Genomic DNA, 21,303 nt, shown 5'->3' on the forward strand with positions numbered 1-21,303 from the left:
CTCACCCTTCCTTCCGATCGGCCGCCTCGGGGGCGAGCGGCAGCGTCATGACCACCGCGAAGCGTTCGGTTGCCGTCGCCGGCCGGTGCCACAGCCGCCCGCCGAGCGCCTGCGTCACCTCCGAGGCGATGGCGAAACCCAGCCCCGAGACACCCTTGCCGCCCGATGAGGCCGCGAAGCGCTGCGTCAGTCGTGTCCAGTCCTCGGCACCGATCCCCGGTCCGTCGTCCTCGACCTCGACGACGGCCTGCGTCTCGCCCTCGGTGCGCACCCGGACCTCGAGACGCGCCACCGCGCCGTGGCGCACGGCGTTGTCGATGATGTTGGTGATGGCCTCTCGCAGGCTGAGCGTATCGGCCATGACGATGACCGGGGTTTCGGGCGCCTCGAAGGAGACGACGATATCGGGGTCGATGGTGATCGGCACGGCGGCGCGAAACGCGTGCCGGGTGACGGCGACCAGATCGACCGGGGCGAGCGCGGTCGATTCGAAGCGGTGGATCACCAGCGCATGGCTGAGCAGCTGATGGATCAGCCGGGCCATTTCGGTGACACGCTCGCGTGCGCGGTCGAGGTGCTCGCGGCTGGCCTGGTCGAGGCCGGTCTCGTCGACCATGTTGAGCTGCGCGGAAATCGCGGTCAGCGGCGTGCGGATCTGATGCGCGCTGTCGGCGACGAAGCGTTCCGACTGCTTCAGCCGTCCGCCGAGCCGCCCCATGAAATGGTTGATCGAATCCACGAAGGGGCGCATTTCGCGTGGTGCCTCCACCGCCAGTTCGGTCAGGTCGCGGGGGTCGCGCTGGCGCAGGGCCGCCCCGAGCCGGTTCAGCGGCCGCAGCGAATAACCGACGGCCAGCACCGCACCGGCAAGGCCGAACAGGCTCATGATCCCGACGAGCCCCGTCGCGCGCGAGGTCAGCTCGGAAATCAGCGCGTGGCGCGCCTCGGTCGTCTGGGCGACGATGGCATAGGCCGGGCCGGTGAACGACGGATCGAAGAACCGCCGCCCGGCGATGGCCATGCGCACCGGGCTGCCCCTGAAATGGGTGGACAGCAGGCTCACCTCGTCGCTCTTCGGCAGCTTGCGCGGATCGGGTTGAAGATCGGCATAGCCGGTCAGCGTGCGTCCCTGCGGGCCGATCACGCGATAGAAGATGCGGTCGCGTTCCGCGAGCGCGAGCAGCTTGAAGGCCGAGGCGGGAACCGTCACCTCCACCTTGCCGTCGATGATCGCGAGGTTTTCGACGATCTGCACCGCAGCACCCTGCAAGAGCCGGTCATAGGCGACATCGGCCGCCGTCCGGGCATAGAACCACGCCGCCACGACAAGCCCCGCCGCGCCGAACAGCAGCACCGCCGCCACCCGCACCACCATGCGGGCGAAAAGCGAGGTCTCACTCTTCGCCATCGGGGGACAGCCGGTATCCGACCCCGCGCACGGTCACGATCTTCGCACGCGCGCCCTCGAGCTTCTGGCGCAACCGGCCGATGTAGAGCTCGACCGCGTTGATGCCGGGGGCCTCATCGAAGCCGAACAGACGGTCGAGCAGCTCGTCCTTGCCGAAGATGCGTCCGGGCCGCGAGGCGAGGATCTCGAGCAGGGTGATCTCGCGGCGCTTGAGCTGGATCTCGCGCTTGCCGACGCGGACACTGCGGTTGGTCCGGTCGAGCAGCACATCGCCGCAGGCGATGACATTCGTGGCCTCGCCGACCGTGGCGCGCCGCATCAGCACCCTTGCGCGCGCCTCCAGTTCGCGAAAGTCGAACGGCTTGACCAGATAATCGTCCGCCCCGAGGTCGAGCGCATCGACCCGGTCGTCGATCTCGGACCGGGCCGTGAGGATCAGCACCGGCACGGCGTTTCCCGCCAGCCGGATGCGGCGCAGGATCTCGAACCCGTCGAGGCCGGGCAGCATCACATCGAGGATCACCAGATCGAACCGGGTGAATTCGAGAATCGCCGCGGCTTCCTCGCCATCGGTTGCCCAGTCGACAGCGTGGCCCACGGCGCCGAAGCGACGCGAGATGGCCTCTCCGACATCATGGGTATCTTCGACAAGCAGAATGCGCATCGCGCGATGCTGTCATGGAGCGGTGGCGCGATCAACCCTCGCCGGACGGGGCGCGCGGGGCCGGGGCACACGAGCGGGCGAAGCCGGCGATCTGTCGATGACAGCCGCGATGACAGTCTCGTGACAGGTTCGCGAGCTAGCGATGGATCGTTCGCCGGAGAGGAGACTGGCGGGCAGGCTGGGAGGCCCCTGACCATCGCGCCCCCGGGAAGACCGGATCGACGCAGCCGCGTCTTGTCCGGTGCCACGCGACGGCTGCGGGCTTCCTGCAAACGGATTGCTAGGGAGAGACACATGATCCGGATGTTTTCCAAGTCCATGGCCGGGGCCATGATCCTCGCGGCCTCGATGGGCGGTGCGGCTTTCGCCGAACCGACGAAGCCCGAGTGCCTCGCCGGGGCGAAGCCGGGTGGCGGGTTCGATCTGACCTGCCGGCTCGCGGCCAACAGCCTTCTGGCGACGCATGAGATTTCGAAGCCGATGATCGTCACCTACATGGACGGCGGTGTCGGTGTCGTCGCCTACAACCATGTCATCAGCAAGCGCAGCCACGATCCGAACCTGATCTCGGCGGCGTCCTCGGGCTCGGCCCTGCTGATCGCGCAGGGGAAATTCGGCAAGTATGACGAGACGGCGGTGCGCTGGCTCGGGGCGCTGGGCGCCGATTACGGTGTGCTGGTGGTCAACGCCTCCTCGCCCTACAAGACGCTTTCGGATCTCGTCGCGGCCTACAAGGCCGACCCCAAGAGCTTTGCCGTTGGCGGCGGCGGGGCCATCGGTTCGCAGGACTGGATGAAGGGATCGCTGCTCGCCAAGGCCGCGGGCCAGCCCCCGAAGGAGATGCGTTACGTGGCCCTCGAGGGCGGCGGCGCGGTTCTGACGGCGCTCGAGGGCGGGCACATCAAGGTCGGTGCCGGCGATGCGGCCGAGATGGTCAAGCATCACGCCGCGGGCAAGGTCCGCATCCTCGCCGTCATGTCGCCCGAGCGCCTGCCCGGCGAGCTGGCCGATGTGCCGACCGCGAAGGAGCAGGGCTTCGATATCGAATGGCCGATCTGGCGCGGCTTCTACGTCGGCAAGGATGTCCCCGACGCCGATTACCAGTGGTGGGTCAACGCTTTCGAGAAGCTGAGCAAGACCCCCGAGTTCGCCAGGGAACGCGAGGAACGCGGCCTGTTCGAATACACCGTCCTCGGCGCCGATTTCGAGGCTCAGGTCAAGAGCGACGTGAGCCGGTATAAGACGCTGGCGAGCGAGTTCGGCCTCTGAACAACGATGCCTGCGGGCATGGACTGCCGGGCGGGTTTGCCGCCCGGCGTTTCAACCAGTCGCCGGGGCCGCCCCGGCGGGGCAGCGGACGGAGCCAAGAATGTTCGAAACGGAAAACATACCTCACAAGACTATCGGTCGGATCGCCGCCATCGTCTTCATCGCCCTGGCCGTTGCCTACGGTATCGGGGGAAGCGCCATTGACTACTCCTTCGCGTCGGACCCGCTCGGTCCGCGCGTCTTCCCGGTCGCGCTGTCGGTCGTGCTCGGGGTGCTTGGCGTGCTTTATCTGATCCGTCCCGGCACCTCGGAAGGCTTCCCGTCGGGACGTCTGCTGCTGCGCGTTCTGGCCGTGCCGGCGGTTCTGGTGGTCTGCGTCGCGCTGTTCGAGCCGGCGGGCTTCGCGATCTCGATCTTCCTGCTGACCCTCGCGGTGGCGATGCTGTTCGGTGCGCCGCTGAAATGGGCCGTCGCGGGCGGCATCGGTCACGCGATCCTGTGGTGGTTCGTGTTCGACTGGCTGCTCGAGGTCTATCTGCCCGTCGGCCTGATCTTCGGCTGATCGCCCTTTTGCCTGAGGAAAGAGTGCAACGATGAATATGGAATACCTCTGGCAAGGCTTCGGCGTTGCCCTGACAATGCAAAATCTGCTGATCGGCCTCGCGGGATGCTTCATCGGCACGCTCGTCGGAGCCTTGCCCGCCATCGGGCCGATCAATGGTATCGCATTGCTGCTGCCCATCGCCTATTCGATGGGGCTGCCGCCTGAAAGCACGATGATCCTGCTCGCCGCGATCTACTGCGGTGCGGAATATGGCGGGCGGATCTCGTCGATCCTGCTGAACGTGCCGGGCGACGCAGGTGCCGTGATGACTGCCCTCGATGGCTATCCGATGGCGCGGCAGGGCCGCGCGGGCGAGGCGCTGACCCTTTCGGGGCTGGCCTCCTTCGCCGGCGGGATGATCGGGGCGACCGGACTTGCGCTGTTCGCGCCGGTCCTTGCCGGGCTGGCGATCGGCTTCGGTCCGGCGGAATATTTCGTCCTGATGGTCTTCGCTTTCGCCACGCTCGGCTCGATGGTGGGCAGCAATCCTGTGAAGACGCTGATCGGCTGTGTGCTGGGCCTGATGCTGGCGACGGTCGGGCTCGACGCGACCTCGGGCGCCTACCGGTTCACCTTCGACGAGCCGGAGCTGAGCGATGGCATCGAATTCGTGGTTCTGGTGATCGGGCTGTTCTCGATCTCCGAGGCGCTGCTGATCCTCGAGCATCAGGGCAGGGGGGTGACCGTCATCCGCAAGCTCGGCCGGATGATGGTGCGTATGTCCGATGTCACGAAAAGCACCGGCACCGCGCTGCGCAGCGCCTGCATCGGCTTCGTGGTGGGCGTGCTGCCGGGGACCGGCGCCTCGGTGTCCAGCGCCATCGCCTACACGACGGCGAAGCGGATCTCGGATACCGAGGGCACCTTCGGCAAGGGCGATGTGCGCGGGCTCGCCGCTCCGGAAGCGTCGAACAACGCCACCGCCTGCGGGGCCTTCGTGCCGATGCTGACACTGGGCGTTCCGGGCTCGGGGACGACGGCGGTGATGCTCGGTGCGCTGATGCTCTACAACATCCAGCCCGGCCCGATGCTGCTGACCGAGCGCCCCGAGATTGTCGGTGGGCTGGTCGCCTCGCTGTTCGTCGGCAATTTCCTGCTGTTGCTGCTCAACCTGCCGCTGGTGAACATCTTCGCGCGCATCCTGACCGTGCCGAACTGGCTGCTGGTCCCCGGCATTCTGGTGCTGTCGATCATCGGTGTCTATTCGACCCATGCCTCGGTGTTCTCGATCTTCCTGATGTTGGGGATCGGTTTCGTCGGCTGGTTGCTGCGCAAGGCGGGCTTCGACATGGCGCCGATCATCCTCGGCTTCGTTCTGGGCCGGGTGATGGAAGTGAACCTGCGCAACGCGCTGGCGATCTCCGGCGGCGATCCGTCGATCCTGTTCGAAAGCGACATCTCGCGGATCCTGTGGGGGCTGGCGGTGCTGGTCGCGGTGTTCCCGCTGGTGCTGTCGTGGCGGGCGCGCCGGCGCAATGTCCGGATGACTGCGGAGTGACACGGACCCGCCCGCCGTGAGCGGCGGGCGGGTCATTGAGCGGGGCCATGCGCGCCCGGCCTCTTCCTGTGTGCCGGCGATCGCGCGGACGGACGGCGTCGCCGAAGGACCGGACAGACAGCCCTGTCGGGGGACACCGACTTGCGGGCGGACGACCGGAACTGACCGCGTTTGCAAGCGCGATCCTCCGGAACAAGACCGCTCGGCGGTCCGGCTTCCAGGCTGAAACAAGGCCAGGGTTCACAGGGGTCGCAATCTCTCCCGGGGCAATGGCGCCCGATGTCTTCTCTGGCCCAATGGCCGAAGACGTGTCGTGCCGACAGACAGCAAAATACATACTTTAGTATTGCATAACGGATATTGTGGTCATAGCCTTCTCCCGAGCTTCAATCGCAGATGGCGATTCGATCAGGCAAAACCGCTCGCGGGAGGGTGTCGAATGTTCGGTTATGTTGACAGCAGAGCAGAGAACAACACGTTCGTGCCGGCATCTCAGGTGCAGCGGCCTTCGATGTTCGGCTGGGGGCGGTCGCGGTCGCGCTCGGTCTTCATCTCGACCTTCTGTCCGCGGGGGAAGACGGTGTTCTTCGGCCGGCGCGGTTACGTCTCGGACTGCATGGATGAGTGGATCGGCCTGATGGGCGGTTCGGTGACCTACGCCGAGGAGGCGGGGGCTGGCGAGGACTGGCTGCGCCGGCTCGCGCCCCGGCTCGATTTCATCCTGGTCGACGAAAGCGCGGCGGAGGATATCCGGCAACTGGTGGAGCATTGCCTGTTCCTGCGCCGGGCGCTGCCGGAGGTGCCGTTGCTGCTGCTGTCTCCTTCGGTCAAGGGCGACGACTTCGGCACCGAGCGGATGGCGATCTGCGATGTGACGCTGCGCACTCCGCTGTCGCAGGCGGCCTTCGTCCGGGCGCTGCGCATGGCGCGGAGCAACAACCGGCGCTATGTCGGTTCGCTGGCCGCGCCGCAGCCGTCGGCGCTGCGGGCCTGACGGTCCGGCAGGCATGAGGCCGATCGACATGAGCAAGGCCGCGGACATCGCCGCAGAAATCCCGGCAGCGGAGGTTTCCGTCGCGGAAATCCGCCGTATGGCGCGCAACCTGCGTGACGAAGGGCGCTTCATGGATGCGGCCCGGGTCTATGGCGTGGCAGCCAAGCGCGACCCCGAGGGCAACGCGGGGCTGTTCATGGCCTATTGTCTGCGCGATGCGGGGGACGAGGCGATGGCGCGCCGGGCGCTCGAATATTACCGGCTCACCCATCCGAAGGATTTCGATGGCCATGTCGCGCTCGGGCTGTTTCTCAAGCAGCGCGGCGCCTGGGACGATGCCCTCGGGCCGCTGCGTGAGGCGCTGCGGCTGCGCGACGATATTCCGACGCGCAACACCTATATTTCGTGCCTCAGCCGCTCTGGCCATGACAAGGAGGCGCGCCGGGAGGGGTTGCGCAATCTGCATGACAAGCACGATCATGCGATGGCTTGCGCCGCCACCAGCGATTTCGCCCGGGCAGGGCTGAAACCGGGTGGGCGCGGGTTCGACCCCGAGCACCCCGAGCGCAACATCATCGCCTTCTCGCTGTGGGGCGACCGGCCGGAATATGTCACCGGCGCGATCGTCAACGCGCAGCTTGCGAAACACCTCTATCTGCGCTGGACGGCGCGGTTTTATTGCGACAACACCGTGCCTTACGATGCCATTGTGGCGCTGCGGGCATTTGGCGCGCAGGTGGTGATGATGGACGATCCGGCGCTGACGGCGCTGCGCCCGATGTGGCGCTTCTTCGTCTCGGACGACCCCGGGGTGAACGTCTTCGTCTGCCGCGATGCGGATTCGAGGCTGAACGCGAAGGAGCTGCTCGCGGTGTCGGACTGGCTGGCCTCGGGGCGGCGGTTCCATGTGATGCGCGACCACGTGCTGCACCACGAACTGATTCTGGCCGGGATGTGGGGCGGCACGGCCGGGGTGCTGCCGCCGATCCGCGACTATCTGTCCGCAGCCACCGCCTACCACGGCAATCGCTTCGCCGATCAGGCCTTTCTGGGCGAACAGGTCTGGCCGATGATTCAGGGCGATGTCGCGGTTCACGACTCCGTTTTCGGTTTTCCGAGGGCGAGCGGCTTTCCGCCGGGCTACGATCTGCCGGGCACGATCCATGTCGGCGGCGGCGTCAAGGCGATGCCGCATTGGGCGAAATTCATCCATATGCCCGAATAAGGCCCAGGTGGGGGCGATCGTCGCCTTGCGGCCACAGTCGCCAGGGCGTTTTCGTCGGATTTCCCTCAAATGTTGACAGTCTTTGCGCGTTCGGTGACGAGTTCTGACCGAAAGACTGTAAAGACCAATCCGAGGAGCAAAGACATGCACGTTGACCGCAAGAGCAAGGGGGCGTGTCTCGCGCTTGTCTCAGCCGCAGCAATCGTGCCCTGCCTCCTCGGGGCGGGCGCCGTCGCCGAGGCCCGCAGCTTCGACACCGTGACGGTGCGCGGCACGAAGATGGTTTCGCAAGATCAGGTTCGCGCCGCCTGCGACATCGCCCCCGGCACCGATTACAGCGACGAGGATCTGCACCGGATCGAGACCTGTCTGACCGGCTCGGGCGTCTTCACCGCCGCCCGTGTCAGCGCCGAGGGCAAGACGCTGGTCGTCGATGTAACCGAAAAGCCGCTGCGTCCCGGCCGGGTCAGCTTCGGCATCGCCTATGACAGCGACGACGGTATCGTCGGCTCGGTGTTCTTCGAGCGCTACAACCTGTTCCCGAATACCTATGGTTCGATCGACATGCGGCTTGGGGCGGAATCGCAAAGCCTTGCGACGACCGCCTATTACAGCGGCGACACCCCCGGCCGGCTGGATTTCGGGCTGGATGCAGGCTTTCTGAACACCACCTATGACGATCAGAGCTTCGATCACCGCGTCGCGCGCGTCGAGGGCTACCTTGCCCATGTCGATCCGGCGTTCGGCCGGTTCGAGGGCGGCCTCGGCTATCGGCGGGATTCGCTCGATAATGTCGATGCGGACGCCAGCGCGCTGATCCGCGCCGAGGAGGGCTCGGTGGTGCGGCCCTACACGCGGTTCAGCTATTCCGTCCATTCCGATCAGAGTGTCTCGACCCTCACCGCCCCGGCCTACGAGATCCGCTTCGATCAGTATTTCTGGAACATCGGCGACGAACATGCGCTGGCTGACAGCCGGGTGTCGATGCAGTCGAGCTTTCCGCTGGCCGCGGATACGTTGCTGATGCTCAGTTTTCAGGGCGGGGCGCTGACCCGGCAGGGTAGTGCGTCGACGCGGATCGTCGACCGCTATCAGCTGGGCGGGGCGATGTTCCGCGGGTTCTCGCCGCGCGGGATCGGGCCGAAGGATGGCGGCGATTTCCTCGGCGGCAATTATTTCTCCGTCAGCAGCATCGACGTGCAGCGTTCGGTGGGCGAGGTGTTCCACACCCCGACGCGGATCGGGGCCTTCGCCAGCGCGGGTTCGGTCTGGGGGCTGAACGACACGCTCGGGGGCGCGATCGACGATGGCGAGAAGCTGCGCAGCGCCGTCGGGGTGAGCGTAACCTTCGACGTGCACGGGGCGCCCTTGTCGCTGTATCTGGCGAAGGCGACCGAGAAGGAGAAGGGCGACGATACCCAGAGCTTCGGGCTCAGCTTCTCGGCGCGGTTCTGATCTGCGCCCCCGGGCCCCGGCGTTTGTGCCGGGGCGTGCGGACCGGGCCTTGCGTGGCTTACAGCAGGTTCTTGTCGCGCGAGGCGATCACCGCCTGGGTCCGGTTGCTGACCCCGAGCTTGCGGCAGATCGACTTGACGTGCATCTTCACGGTCTGCTCGGCCAGGCTCAGCGCCGAGGCGATATCGCGGTTCGAGCTGCCATCGGCGAGATGTTCGAGCACGCTGAACTCGCGCTCGGTCAGCGGATGTTCCAGCGCCTCGCGCGCGGCCGTGCGGTTGCTGAGCAGCTCGAGCGGCACGTAGCGTTCCCCCGCCGCCATGAAGCGGATCGCATTCGCCAGCGTTTTCAGCGGCATGGTCTTCGGCACGACGCCACTGCCGCCACGGCCCAGAACGTCATCGACCAGATGCGCCGTCGGGTTTCCGGTCAGGATCGCCACCGGCTTGCCCTGGTTCGCCGGGAGGGCGCGCTCCAGTCCCTCAAGGCCGTTCATCCCGGGCATCTGCAGATCCAGCAGAACGATATCGAACGGGCCATGATCGCGAATCTGGCCGAAAGCTTCGTCGAAGTCCTTCGCCGTAATCAGCTCCATATCGGTGGTCTGACCTGCAAACATCTGAAACATTTCAAGAATCATCGCATGGTCATCGGCGATGAGTAGTCGGAGTTTGTCGCCGGGTGTCATCGAGACGAGGCCTTTCTGTCATTTTCTTGGCGTTTAACTAAACGCAGTGCTAAGTCACAGCACTTTTTCACGCATGACTATCCTGTTTCTAAGGGTCAGCGTTCCCGGATCGTGTGGAAGAAAACGGCGAGGCGTCAAGAGCATTGCGGGTCGCGGCGATCGCTTCGGCGAGAGCATCGCAGGCCGGCGCGATGTCGCCGCCGGCGTGCCCGATGTCCTGAACCCGGCGCAATGCAGCCTCGACCCGGGCCAGCCCGGTGATGCCCGACGAGCCGACAGAGGAATGCAGTTCCGCCCGCGTCGCGGCCCCGAAGCCGTCGCGGCGCAGCGCCTGAACGGTCGCGCCGGCTTCGTCGAGGGCGCGGATCATGAACCGGCGCGCCCCGTCTTCGCCAAGGTCGGCACGCAGTTCGCCGGCGATCTCGGCGTTGAACATCTGGGCGGGGGCGGGGCGGGGCATCGGGTTCTCCGTCGGTCTGAGGTCGCGGATCTCCTGCGCCACGCTGGCCAGAAGCCGCGCGGCGGGAAGCGGTTTGGGCAGCAGGCGGCGCATTCCGGCCGCGGCGCAGGCGGCGCGGGTCTCGGCGTCGTCATGGGCGGAAAACCCGATCAGCTGCGGCCGGTCGTGACGTTGCGTCTGTTTCAGCCGTCGCGCCAGCGTCAGTCCGTCGAGTTCAGGCAGAACGAGGTCGAGCAGCACCGCGTCGAACGCGGGCCGGGCGGCGCTGGCCAGCATCAGCCCGGCCTGCCCGTCGGGGGCGGTGCTGACCTCGGCCCCGGCGCGGCGGAACGCCCGCGCCATCCAGTCGCGCACGATCGCGTTGTCCTCGACGATCAGCAGCCGCGCGCCGTGCAGATCGGCCGCGGGCGGCGCCGCGCCGGGGGCGTCGGCCAGATCGGCGGGGCTGAGCCCGGTCGCCTCGGGCAGGGAGAAAGCGACGCTGATCGCTTCTTCGCCGGGGCGGCTCAGCAGGTTCCAATGCGCGTCGAGCACCAGCCCCGCGGCATTCATCAGCCGCGTCCCGGCCGAGCCGGACCGTCCGCCGCGCGCCAGCGCCTCGACCAGCCCGGGCGGCACGCTGCCCGCCTGTTGCCATTGTTCGAGCGTCACGCTCCACACGCCCGGGCGCGTCAGCGCAAGGCGCAGCACCACCCGGCGCAGCCCGGCGCCATGCGTGACCGCATTGCCGATCAGGTTTTGCGCCAGCAGCCGGAAAATCGTTTCGGGGCCACGCAGCACGGCGCGCGGCGCGGGGGGCTCGAAGACCAGCTGCGCACCGCGTTCGCGCGCGAGCGGGGCGATCATCGTCACGATGGCCGCGACGGTGGCCGAAGGATCGAAATCGCGCGACAGATCGCCCGTCGCCTCGGCCTCGGACAGCGCCAGAACGTCGTCGATCCGTCCGAGCACCAGCCGCGCCGCCTCGGACAGCTGCGCGCTGCCTTCGGTCATCGCCAGCAGCGCCTGCAGCGGGGTGCGCAGATCGTGCACCGCAAGACGGCGGATCAGGCGCCGGGCCTCGGTCTCGGGCGAGGGATGCTCGGCGCGGCACAGGCACACCCGCCGCCCCCCGGGGCCGAGCGGCAGGCAGGTCAGCATCGCACCGATCGTCGGCAGCCGGCGACGCTGATAGGGGGCAATGTCGCTGAGCGCCGCCGCCAGTTCGGCGGGCAGCGTGCCGCCGCCCCGCGTCCAGCGCTGCCACAGCGCCGCGCCTTCGGGGTTGGAGAACAGCTCTGCCCCGGCCTCGTCGAGCAGCAACAGCGCCCGGTCCTGCGCCAGATCCGAGGTGGACAGCGTGTCGATCAGTACCGACAGCGGGTCGGCGGCCCCCGCGCAGGGGTCGTCTTCGGGCTCGGTGGTCACGATCCGGTCCCCCTCGCGTCAGTCGCCATCGCCGAGGAACTGGCGCACGATCTGCCGGGTCTGCTCGAAGCTCAGCGGTTTCTCGACTGCAAGATTGGCCCCCGCAGCCTCCAGCCGCTCGCATTCCGAGCCGAGCGTCGAAGCGGTGATCCCGACGATCGGCACCGCCGGGTCGAGACGGCGCACCTCGGCCACAAGCTCGCTGCCGGTCATGCCGGGCAGCAGCTGATCGACGAATAGGATCGCACTCGGCGCGCGGCGGAAGTCGTCGAGCGCATCGGGTCCGGTCTCGACCCAGCTGACCGTGCCGAACAGCTTGCGCAGCCGGTTCGCGGTCAGCTCTCCGACCAGCTTGTTGTCCTCCACCAGCAGGGCCGATTTCGATGCGTAGGGAATGCCGTCTTGTGCCATTGTCTCCTGCCTCGGTGCGGTGCTCTGCGGCGTCTCGCGCAGCAGACGGACCGGATGGGTCATCACGAAGCAGGCACCCGGAGAGACCTTCTCGTCAAGCCACAGTTTTCCGCCGATCATGCCGATCGACTTGCGCGCGTAATACAGCCCGAGGCCCGGCGTCGCGTCGCCCGTGCCCTCGTTGCCGGCGGCGCGGAAGGCGTCGAACAGCAGTGCGCGCTGCCCGGGCGCGATGCCGATGCCGTCGTCGCGCACCATCCAGGTGACGGTGGCGGGGGCAGCTTCGCTCTCGCCCGGCGTCAGGAAAGAGCTGAGCGTGACCTCGGTGCCGCGGGAATGGACGAGGGCGTTGTGCACGAGCTTCGACAGCGCGATCACGATGCGCACCGGCGCACCTTGCAACAGCGTCTCTGCATCCTGCGACTGATCGAGACGCAGCCGCATGTCGCCCGCCGAGCTGCCGAAGGTTTCGAGGATCTGGAACCCGATCTCGGACAGGGTGAAGATCTCGCCCCGGCTCTGACCGTCGGTCTGGGCGCGCAGATTCTCCATGATGCCGCTCAGCCGCCGCACGGTGCTGTCCATGCTGATGCCGATCTCGTCCCAACTCGATCCGGCCTTCATGTCCTCGACCAGCATGGCGAGGATCGCGACCGGGGTGCGCAGCTCGTGCGAGGCGACGGCGAGAAGATGCTCCTCGCGCCCGCGGGCCTCGATCAGGCTGGCCTCGCACTCCTTCAGGCGCGCGGCAAGGCAGGGATCGGCCCCCTCGCGTGCCAGGCTGAGCCACACCCGGCCGTCCTCGCGGGCGAGGACATGGACGTGCATCGGGGTGGGGGGCTCGCCGGGCAGGAGGAGGGTCAGCGGCTCTCCGGGGCGGTCGGGGGGCGTGTCGGGGGCGGCGGGCGCGCCGAGGCGGCGGAACAGCTCCATCAGCGGGGCAAGCTCGGCTTGCGCGAACAGGCTGGCGAAGGGGATGTCGCGCATCCCGGCGCCGCGCGACAGCGGCAGACTGGCCAGCCGGCGTTCGAGGTCCAGCTCCACGAGCCAGCGCCCTTCGCGCGACTGGAAGCGCTGGCCGGCGTCGGATGCGGCGGGGCCGTCGCCGATGCCCCATTGCGCGAAGCGGTTCAATGCCACCAGCGCCATGATCAGCGCGACGGTCACCGCGATTCCGGACACGGTGCCGTCCATCCCGGCAAGCTGGGCGGTCATTGCGCCAAGGGCCGCGCAGCTTGCGGCGGCGCAGGCGGCTGCGGCGCGTGCGGTGCGCAGCGCTCCGACCAGCAGCAGCATCGCCGAGGTGGCGATCAGCGTCACCACTGCCGGCCCGGCACCGGCAGAGGACCCTGCCGGCCCCATCGCGGCCGGCAGCAGCGCGAACAGCCCGAAGCCGCCCGCCGCCAGCAGCACCGGTCCGGCACGGCGCCCGTGCGGCGGATGGGCGAGGGCGTAACAGGCGAAGCTTCGCGCGGTGACGATGCTCAGTGCGATCAGCTCGGCGTGCAACAGGCCCGACGCGCCGATGCGACTGCCGAGGGCGATCACCTCGGTCGCCAGCGCGGCGACGGCCATCGCCGCCACCGCCTGCCAGCCGAGTGCGAAGGCGACAAATCCGGCCGGGCGCCCGGTCTCGGGGCGCGGCGTGCCGAGCATTGCCAGACGTTTGCCGAGCGCCAGCGCTCCGAGCCCGAACCCCGCCCCGAGAGCCACCCGCCCGATCCCGCCCGGCGCCAGCGGCGTGAAGGGCGGGGCCAGTCGCAGCGCCAGCATCACAAGCACGATGGCTGACAGACCAAGCGCCGCGGCCATGCCCAGAACCCGGCGCTCGCGCGCGTGCAGCACGATCGCCCCGAAGCCCGCGCACAGCGCGAAGCCGGCCAGAACCGGCTGTTGCCAGGCCTGCGCCGGCACGAACCCCGCACCGAGCAGCGCCACCAGCACCAGCAGCAGACTGCGCGCGTCCTGCGCCGCGCTTCCCGGGCCGGTCTGCCCGGTACCCGAACCGCGGCGGCGCCAGAACAGTCCGGGCCCGGCCGGGGAGTGGCCTGACGGCGAGGTCATGATCTCGGGCAGAGCCATCATATCATCCCCATGATGCGAATGACCGCCGGGGTCAGCAGCAACAGCAGCAAGGGCGGAACGGTGAACATCATCGTGCCGAGGGTCATCTTCGTGGGCAGGATATTGGCCCGCCCCTCGATCTTGCGCAGCCGCTTGTCGCGCAGGTCATCTGTATAGACGGTCAGGGTCTGGGCGACGGGCGTGCCCATGCGCACCGCCTGCACCAGAGCATTGCCAAGCGCGGCGATATCCTCGTTTTCGGTTTCGGCGGCGATGCGGCGGAATGCTTCGCCGCGGTCCATGCCGGCAAGGATCGCCTCGGCCGCCCAGTCGAGATGCGCGGCCAGCTCCGGATGCACGGCGCGCAGCTCGCGCGCGGCGCGGATGATCGACTGATCGAGCGACTGGCCCGCCTCCATGCAGATCTGCAGCAGGTCGAGCGCATCGGGCAGCGCCTTTTCCAGACGCTGCTTGTAAGCCTCCTGCCGGGCGCCGATCCAGAACGCGGGCAGCATGTAGGCCATGCAGAACGTCGCGGTGCACAGCAGCACCGTCATCGCATCCACCCCCGGCGGCCCGCCGCGATACCAGACGAGCGCGCCATAGCCGAGCCCCAGCCCCGCCAGTCCGAACAGCCCTTTCGACAGGTTGAACAGCGCCACCGCATTCGCCGCGGTGAACCCGGCCTGCGCCAGCTGGCGCTGCACCGGGCTCAGCTCTCCCGAGAGCATCGCCGGGGCCTCGGTCGCGGCGGTCTCCGCGGCGGCGGGGCCGGCCGGGGCCGGATGCGGGTGGAACCGCCACACGATCAGCCCGGCAAGCAGCAGCGCCTCGCCGAGCGCGATTCCGATGATGGCCAGTCGTTCCATCGCTCCCCCTCGTCGTGTCAGTCGAAGCGCACGATGCGGCGCATGAAGATCATGTTGAACAGCAGCAGTGCCGCCACCACGCCCAGGACCGGCAGGGTCAGTGCATTGCCCTTCATCGGGGCGAAATAGTCGGGCGTCATCAGCCACAGCGCCCCGCCCGCCAGCAAGGGGAAGGCCGACAGGAACATGCCCGACCATTTCGCCTCGGCGGTGATCGAGTCGATCTTGCGCCGCAGCCGGATCCTGGCCCGGGCCAGCATGGACAGCTTTTCCACCAGACCGGCAAGGTTGCCGCCGGTTTCGCTCTGGATCGCGACGGCGGCGGCCAGAAACCGCAGGGTCTGATTGTCGCATCGCCCGGCCAGTTCTTCGAGGGCCTGGATGGTGTCCTTGCCGAAGTTGATCTGATCGGCGGTGAAGGCGAACTCGGCACCGAGCAGGCCGGGCGTATCCTCGGCAAGGGTCCGGATCACCACGCTGATCGGGATGCCGATGCGCAGGCTGCGCACCGCGGTATCGAGCGCATCGGGCACCCCGGCCTCGATCTCGGCGCGCAGCTTGCGTGCGTGCCAGCGCGGCAGCATCGCCGCCCCCGCCCCAAGTGCCCCCGCACAGCCGAGCACGCACCATCCCGCCCCGAGATGCAGCCCCCCCATGCCGAGCGCGAAGATCGCCGCGCACAGACCCGCCCCGCCCAGCACGATCATCCGCCGGTGGCTGCGCCACAGCCGCGTTCCCGCCAGCGGGCCGGGCACCGCAGGCCGCGCCCCGCCATGAGTGTCGATGCGCAGCGAGGCAGGACGCAGCGAGGCAGGACGCAGCGAGGCGGGGCGCCCCGCCTCCGGATCGGGGCCGGTGCCGCTGCCGGCCAGCCGTTCGAGGATGCGCCGTCGCAGCCGGCGGTAATCGGTGATGACATAAAGACATGCCCCCATCGTCACCAGCGCGCCACCGGTCATGAACAGCCCCAGAAGCAGCGGCGATCCGGCCATCAGCTTTCCCCGCTATAGAGTGAATCGGGCAGCCGGATGCCCCAGCGGCGAAACCGCTCGGTGTAATGCGAACGCACGCCCGCACCGACGAAGCGGCCCTCGACCCGGCCCTCGGGGCTGATGCTGTCGTGGCGGAAATAGAACAGTTCCTGCATCGAGATTACGTCGCCCTCGCAGCCGACGATCTCGCTGACCGAGACCACCTTGCGCGCGCCGTCCTGCAGCCGCTCGACCTGCACGATCAGATTGACGGCCGAGGCGATCTGCCGGCGCAGCGCGGTCAGCGGGATTTCCAGCCCCGCCATCAGCACCATGCTTTCCAGACGGTTCGTCGCGTCGCGCGCCGAATTGGCGTGGATCGTGGTCATCGAGCCGTCATGACCGGTGTTCATCGCCTGCATCACGTCGATCGCCTCGTCGCCGCGGGTCTCGCCGACGATGATGCGGTCGGGACGCATCCGCAGGGCGTTCTTCAGGCAGTCGCGCTGCGTCACGGCGCCTTTGCCCTCGACATTGGCGGGCCGGCTTTCCATCCGGCCGACGTGGCGTTGCTGCAACTGCAGCTCGGCCGTGTCCTCGATGGTCAGGATGCGCTCGCGCTTGCCGATATGGGCCGAGAGCGCGTTGAGCAGCGTCGACTTGCCCGAGCCGGTCCCCCCCGAGACGACGATGTTCAGCCGCGCCTGCACCGCGGCGCGCAGGTAGCCGGCCATCGCCTCGCTGAGCGAGCCGAACAGCACCATCTGCTCCAGCGTCAGCTTGTCCTTGCGGAACTTGCGGATCGACACCAGCGTGCCGTCGATCGCGATCGGTGAAATCACCGCGTTCAGCCGCGAGCCGTCGGGCAGGCGGGCATCGACATAGGGGGTCGACTCGTCCAGTCGCCGCCCCGAACTGGCGAGGATCTTTTGCAAGATCCGGCGCAGATGCGCCTCGCTCTGGAACTGGACGTCGGTTTCTTCCAGCATCCCGTTGCGTTCAACGATGACGATGTTCGGCCCGTTGATCAGGATATCGGCGATGCTGTCGTCCTTGAGCAGCACCTCGAGCGGGCCGAGCCCCATGACCTCGTAATACAGCTCGTCGACCAGCTGCTCGCGTTCCGAGCGGCTCATCGCGACGGCGGTGTCGGGCAGCAGCTCGCGCACGATATTGCCGATCTCGGCCTTGATCTCGGCCTCGTTCGCCTGCAGCAGCGCCGGCAGGTTGAAGGTTTCGAGAAGCCGCGCATGGGCGGCCTGACGCAGTTCGGACAGCTTGTGGCGGCGTTCGCGCGCGGCGGCATCGCGGGCCTGGGCGGCAGGGTCGGCGTCTGCGGGCCGGGCCACGGACGCCAGAGCGGGTCCCGGAGCCGTGGTGGCCGGCACGGGGGCCCCGGTCTGTCCGGCCCCGGTCTGTCCGGCTGCGGTCTGTTCATGGCTCTGCCCGGCGCGGTCCTGCTCATCGCGCTCCTGGCGGAACTTGTCGAACATCGACATGGCTCAGCCCTTTCCGGGATCTGGCACCGGCAGCGCGATCCGGGCGGCGAAGGCGCGGATCTGCCGGGCAAGGGGGTTTTTCGGATAGCTGCGGCACAGCGGCGTGCCCGCATTGCCGGCGGCGGTGACCTGCGGTCCGCCCTCGGGCAGGATCGCGCTGAGCGGGCGGCCGGTCGCGGTCTCGAAGGCGGCGCGGTCCTCTTCCCACTCGCTGGAGCGGCGCAGCGGTGCACGGGTCAGGATATGGCCGGCCGGGCAGGCGGGGGCGGCGGCCTCCAGCAGCGCCCCGAGCAGCCGCGCGTTGCGCGCGCCGCGCACGTCGAGGGCGCCCGGGCACCAGATCCGGTCGGCCTCGACGAAGACCTGCTCGGCCCAGTCGGCGATGCAATGCGGCATGTCGATCACCACCACCGGTGCCGCGGCCCGGCCGAGCGCGATCAGCTCGCCGACCGGGCCGGCGCCGAGGGCGTCGAAGGGCATGATCTCGGTGGGCGTTTGCAGCACCGCGACGCCGGGCAGCGGATGTTGCAGACAGGCGTCGAAGGCCTCGGCGTCGATGCGGCGGATATTGCGATAAGCGTCGCGCAGCTGCGAATTCTCGGGCAGGTCGAAGCAGCTCCCGACGGAGCCGAACTGCGGGTTCAGGTCGATCAGGCAGACGGCAGGGCCGTCCCCGGCGGGGCGCAGGCGCTCGGCCAAGGCGACGGCCAGGTTGACGCTGAATGTGGTGGCGCCGGTGCCGCCGCTGGAGGGCTGGATCACATGGACGCGCGGCGGTGCCGCCGCCGCCTCGGTTGCGGCAATATCGGGAAGCGGCGTGGCCTCGGCGGCAGGATGCCGGCTCAGCCGGGCAAGCAGCCGGCCGAGCCAGCCGCGCCCGCCGTCGGCGGGCAGGGTGGCCGGTGGCGTCGGGGCAGGGGCGGCGGGCAGGGCGGCCGTCAGGATCGTCTCCGGCGATCCGGACGGAAACGGCGGGCCGCGCAGCACGCGCAATCCGGCCGGCAGTCCGGCCGGAAGCGGCTCCTCGGGGGCGCACAACAGCACGGCGGGGCCGAGTCCGATGGCGCGTTGCGCCAGCGCGCGCAGCATGTCAGGGCTGCGCCCGTCCGTGCCGGTGGCCAGAACGATCAGATCGAACGCCCCCGGCTGCGCGGCCGCGAGGGCCTCTTGCGCCATGTTCAGTCGCAGGTCGGTGCGGCTGGCTTCCTCGCCCGCAGCCGACAGCAGAGCCGCCACGCGCAGCACCGCGTCGAGCCCGTCCGTCACCGTGCAGATCCTCAGAGCCGGCATCGCCCGGGTCCTTTCACCTAGTTGCAGGGAACCTGAATCGTGGTGCGCTGCGAGGCGCGCACCACCGACAGGTTGCACAGCTGCGGGGCCTGCGGGGCGGCGGTCAGCCGTTCGACCGCGGCGACGACGGGGGCGGGGGCTGCGCCGGCGCGGCTGACCAGCGGCAGGGAGCGCAGCACGGAATTGTCGACCACCACCGCGCCCTTGTCGTCATGCGTCGCGGTGCCGGCGGGCGCGACATAGATGTCGCCCTGAGCCGCCGCCTGCAGCAGCATGGCGACCCGCTCCTGCACTGCCTCGACGACGAAACGCCCGTCGAAGGCATTTTTCGGAGCCTCGGAGGGCGAAGCCCTGACACCAGCGGCGGGCAACGCTCCGACGGCGGCGGGCACCGCTCCGGGCCGGGGCGGCAGGCCGAGGATGCGCAGCCCGGTCGCGATCTGGCGCACCTCGAACTGACCGCCCCCCGCCGGCCGGCGCCAGTAGATATCGACGTAATCGCCCAGCTTCAGCACCGGCAGAACCTCGTCGAGATTCTTCGGCACGATCGGCACCGCGCCCATCCCGCCCGCGAGCAGCGGCCCGCCGTCGGCCGAACCGAGCCAAACGTCGCCTTGCGAGATCAGCTGATGCGCCTGCATGTCACGCACGGCATAGTATTTCTGCGACGGATCGCTGCGTTCGGGCCAGTCGCGCAGCACGCCTGCGGGGACATAGACCGAGGGGATGCGCAGGTCGCTGCGGTCGGTGTCGGCGATTTCTTCGCCGCGGCGCACGTCGCGGGCGAGCGCGGGCAGCGCCACAATCTCGCCGAAGGCGGCGATGGCACGGTTTGCCTCGTCCACACGCTGATCGGAATCGCGCACCCGCACCAGCAGCAGCGCGGACGACACCAGGATCAGGATCGTTCCAAGAGCGACGAGCAGGGCGACTTTCAGGCGCATGGCAGCTTCATCCGGATCGGTCAGGGGCGGCGCGCCGGGCTGGCAGCGTCGCGCGAAAAGCAGGAGAAACAGGCGCGAAACCGCGCGGACTGGTTACGGGTGCGGACCGCCGGACGGCGCCACCGCGGGACTGGAAGCCGATGCCACGCCGGGCCGCAGGGGCTCAGCGAAACACCATGTAGCCGATCGGCTTGCCGGCGAGATAATCCTTCCGGATCAGCCGGTAATAGGCGAGGGTGCGGTCGATGTCGGGGCCGGACATGTCGCCGCTCATCACCGCGCGGGCATCGGCCTCGCGCCCGTCGAGCGCATAGGCCAGCGCCATGTTCGCGCGCACGGTGGTGCCCTTGCTCGGGTCGCGCAGCAACTGCTCCATCAGCCGGATGCCCTCGCCGATATTGCCCGACAGCACCCGCGACAGGGCGTAATCGCTCAGCAGCGGAAAATCGGTCGGATACAGTGCCAGCGCCTGCTGATAGACCTGCTGGGCCTCGGTGTGGCGCGACAGGTAATCGAGCGCGACCCCCTTGCCGGTCAGCGCGGCCTTGTTGCGGCCATCGGTCTTCAGTGCCTTGTCGTAATACTCCAGCGCGTCGCGCGGGTGCATCTGTTCCAGCTGCAGGTGACCGAGTTCGACCAGCACCTGCTCATTGCGCGGCTCTACCTTCAGGGCGGATTCGAGGGCGTTCTGGGCGCGCACGAACTGCCCCGTCGCCCCATAGGCCCGGCCGAGCCCCAGCAGCGCCGGAACCGAGCGCGGTGCGCTGGCGGTGGCCCGCTCGTACAGGCGGGCGGCCTCGGCATAATCGCCGACCCCGAGCGCGGCATCCGCGACCTTTTCCGTGTTCCGTGCCGTGGTCCCGGAAGAGGTGTCCGCACAGCCTGCGAGGACGGCTCCGAGCAAGAGAATCACTCCTGCCCCGCGGGCTGTCCCTGACCGGGCGGGGCTGAAAAATCCGGACCTCTCGCTGTGCCGCACGTCACCGTCCCTGAGCATCGTCGTGTCAGGCCCTAATCCGGCCCGGTACGCCATTATAATGAGTGTTCGAGGACATTAGTTGGGTTCTTTTTCAAATTAAAGATGGAAAGATCAAATCTTTCGACATATGGATAATACGAAAGTATGTGTTATGGCGCAAAAGGCCAGAGCCAGCACGCTGTCATTTCAGATATCCAGTGTCGAGAGAGATGAAAATGAACACCACGAAGATTTCCGTCCCCAAGCCCATGGATGTTCGCGTTCCCACCTTGCGGGCCGATGTGGCAAGCTATGAGAAGAGCGGCAACGACCTTGTTCTCAAGCTGAAAAGCGGAGATCAGATCGTCGTCGACAACTTCTTTCACACCGGGCCGAAGGGCGAGGTCAGCCGGCTTCTGTTTTCGGATGGGTCGTTCTCGGGCGTGACCAGTCTGTCGGAGGCCGTCGATGGCGCGGCGGCCGGCGGGATCGGTGCCGCGATGGGCGGTGTCGGCGGGATGGTCGCGGCGGGCCTTGCGGGGCTGGGCGCGGTGCTGATCCTGTCGAGCGACGACGGCGGCAGTTCTTCTCATGCGACGGATACGACCGAGCCGACGGACACGAC

At 68.2% G+C, this 21,303-nt stretch carries 18 protein-coding genes; 7 read left to right on the plus strand and 11 right to left on the minus strand.

Annotated features, from left to right (window positions below; genetic code table 11):
* Position 1: 1 nt before the first annotated feature.
* On the minus strand, positions 2-1,408 hold the full coding sequence (locus CG50_RS14220; protein ID WP_036639761.1) for a sensor histidine kinase: 1,407 nt from the start codon (positions 1,406-1,408) through the stop codon (positions 2-4).
* Positions 1,395-2,072 (minus strand): response regulator transcription factor, encoded by a 678-nt coding sequence (locus CG50_RS14225; RefSeq protein ID WP_036639763.1) that lies wholly within the window; start codon positions 2,070-2,072, stop codon positions 1,395-1,397. Before CG50_RS14225 ends, CG50_RS14220 begins: the two co-directional genes overlap by 14 nt.
* 294 nt (positions 2,073-2,366) lie before the next feature.
* Here CG50_RS14225 and CG50_RS14230 point away from each other — a divergent pair, with 294 nt between their 5' ends.
* The 6 genes from CG50_RS14230 to CG50_RS14255 all read left to right on the plus strand — a co-directional run bounded on the left by CG50_RS14230 (position 2,367) and on the right by CG50_RS14255 (position 9,117).
* Positions 2,367-3,341 carry a Bug family tripartite tricarboxylate transporter substrate binding protein gene (locus tag CG50_RS14230; protein WP_152559545.1) on the plus strand — a complete coding sequence of 325 codons (975 nt, stop codon included), beginning with the start codon at positions 2,367-2,369 and terminating at the stop codon, positions 3,339-3,341.
* 100 nt (positions 3,342-3,441) lie between these two features.
* Positions 3,442-3,903, plus strand: coding sequence for a tripartite tricarboxylate transporter TctB family protein (locus CG50_RS14235; protein WP_051910030.1), 462 nt, complete (start codon positions 3,442-3,444; stop codon positions 3,901-3,903).
* Positions 3,904-3,934: 31 nt separating this feature from the next.
* On the plus strand, positions 3,935-5,443 hold the full coding sequence (locus tag CG50_RS14240) for a tripartite tricarboxylate transporter permease (protein WP_036639765.1): 1,509 nt from the start codon (positions 3,935-3,937) through the stop codon (positions 5,441-5,443).
* Positions 5,444-5,882: 439 nt separating this feature from the next.
* Positions 5,883-6,437 carry a hypothetical protein gene (locus CG50_RS14245; RefSeq protein WP_036639767.1) on the plus strand — a complete coding sequence of 185 codons (555 nt, stop codon included), beginning with the start codon at positions 5,883-5,885 and terminating at the stop codon, positions 6,435-6,437.
* A 28-nt stretch (positions 6,438-6,465) separates the two neighbouring features.
* A complete protein-coding gene (locus CG50_RS16320) occupies positions 6,466-7,662 on the plus strand; it encodes a tetratricopeptide repeat protein (RefSeq protein WP_152559546.1) in 1,197 nt (398 codons plus the stop codon).
* Between the two features lie 144 nt (positions 7,663-7,806).
* Positions 7,807-9,117: a BamA/TamA family outer membrane protein gene (locus CG50_RS14255; protein WP_051910032.1), complete on the plus strand. Its 1,311-nt coding sequence runs from the start codon at positions 7,807-7,809 to the stop codon at positions 9,115-9,117.
* Between the two features lie 58 nt (positions 9,118-9,175).
* On the opposite strand, the gene CG50_RS14260 is transcribed toward CG50_RS14255, so the two are convergent.
* From CG50_RS14260 to CG50_RS14300, 9 genes are all read right to left on the minus strand, one after another.
* Positions 9,176-9,805 carry a response regulator transcription factor gene (locus tag CG50_RS14260; protein WP_036639770.1) on the minus strand — a complete coding sequence of 210 codons (630 nt, stop codon included), beginning with the start codon at positions 9,803-9,805 and terminating at the stop codon, positions 9,176-9,178.
* A gap of 88 nt (positions 9,806-9,893) precedes the next feature.
* Positions 9,894-11,672 (minus strand): ATP-binding response regulator, encoded by a 1,779-nt coding sequence (locus CG50_RS14265; protein WP_036639772.1) that lies wholly within the window; start codon positions 11,670-11,672, stop codon positions 9,894-9,896.
* Positions 11,673-11,690: 18 nt separating this feature from the next.
* Positions 11,691-14,165, minus strand: a complete 2,475-nt coding sequence (locus CG50_RS14270) for a hybrid sensor histidine kinase/response regulator (protein ID WP_036639773.1) — start codon at positions 14,163-14,165, stop codon at positions 11,691-11,693.
* Positions 14,165-15,016 carry a type II secretion system F family protein gene (locus tag CG50_RS14275; protein ID WP_051910033.1) on the minus strand — a complete coding sequence of 284 codons (852 nt, stop codon included), beginning with the start codon at positions 15,014-15,016 and terminating at the stop codon, positions 14,165-14,167. The genes CG50_RS14270 and CG50_RS14275 overlap by 1 nt, the downstream gene beginning before the upstream one ends.
* A 17-nt stretch (positions 15,017-15,033) precedes the next feature.
* Positions 15,034-16,008, minus strand: coding sequence for a type II secretion system F family protein (locus tag CG50_RS16325; protein ID WP_051910034.1), 975 nt, complete (start codon positions 16,006-16,008; stop codon positions 15,034-15,036).
* Positions 16,008-17,480, minus strand: coding sequence for a CpaF family protein (locus tag CG50_RS14285; RefSeq protein ID WP_036639795.1), 1,473 nt, complete (start codon positions 17,478-17,480; stop codon positions 16,008-16,010). The genes CG50_RS16325 and CG50_RS14285 overlap by 1 nt, the downstream gene beginning before the upstream one ends.
* Before the next feature lie 9 nt (positions 17,481-17,489).
* A complete protein-coding gene (locus CG50_RS14290; protein WP_036639775.1) occupies positions 17,490-18,776 on the minus strand; it encodes an AAA family ATPase in 1,287 nt (428 codons plus the stop codon).
* A 17-nt stretch (positions 18,777-18,793) separates the two neighbouring features.
* Positions 18,794-19,720, minus strand: a complete 927-nt coding sequence (locus CG50_RS14295; RefSeq protein WP_036639777.1) for a CpaB family protein — start codon at positions 19,718-19,720, stop codon at positions 18,794-18,796.
* 163 nt (positions 19,721-19,883) lie between these two features.
* Positions 19,884-20,624, minus strand: a complete 741-nt coding sequence (locus CG50_RS14300) for a tetratricopeptide repeat protein (protein WP_051910035.1) — start codon at positions 20,622-20,624, stop codon at positions 19,884-19,886.
* A 290-nt stretch (positions 20,625-20,914) separates the two neighbouring features.
* Here CG50_RS14300 and CG50_RS14305 point away from each other — a divergent pair.
* A partial coding sequence (locus CG50_RS14305) for a BapA/Bap/LapF family prefix-like domain-containing protein (protein ID WP_161785416.1) occupies positions 20,915-21,303 on the plus strand: 389 nt, incomplete at its 3' end.

This window comes from Paenirhodobacter enshiensis, from assembly GCF_000740785.1.
Taxonomy (GTDB): Bacteria; Pseudomonadota; Alphaproteobacteria; order Rhodobacterales; family Rhodobacteraceae; genus Rhodobacter; species Rhodobacter enshiensis.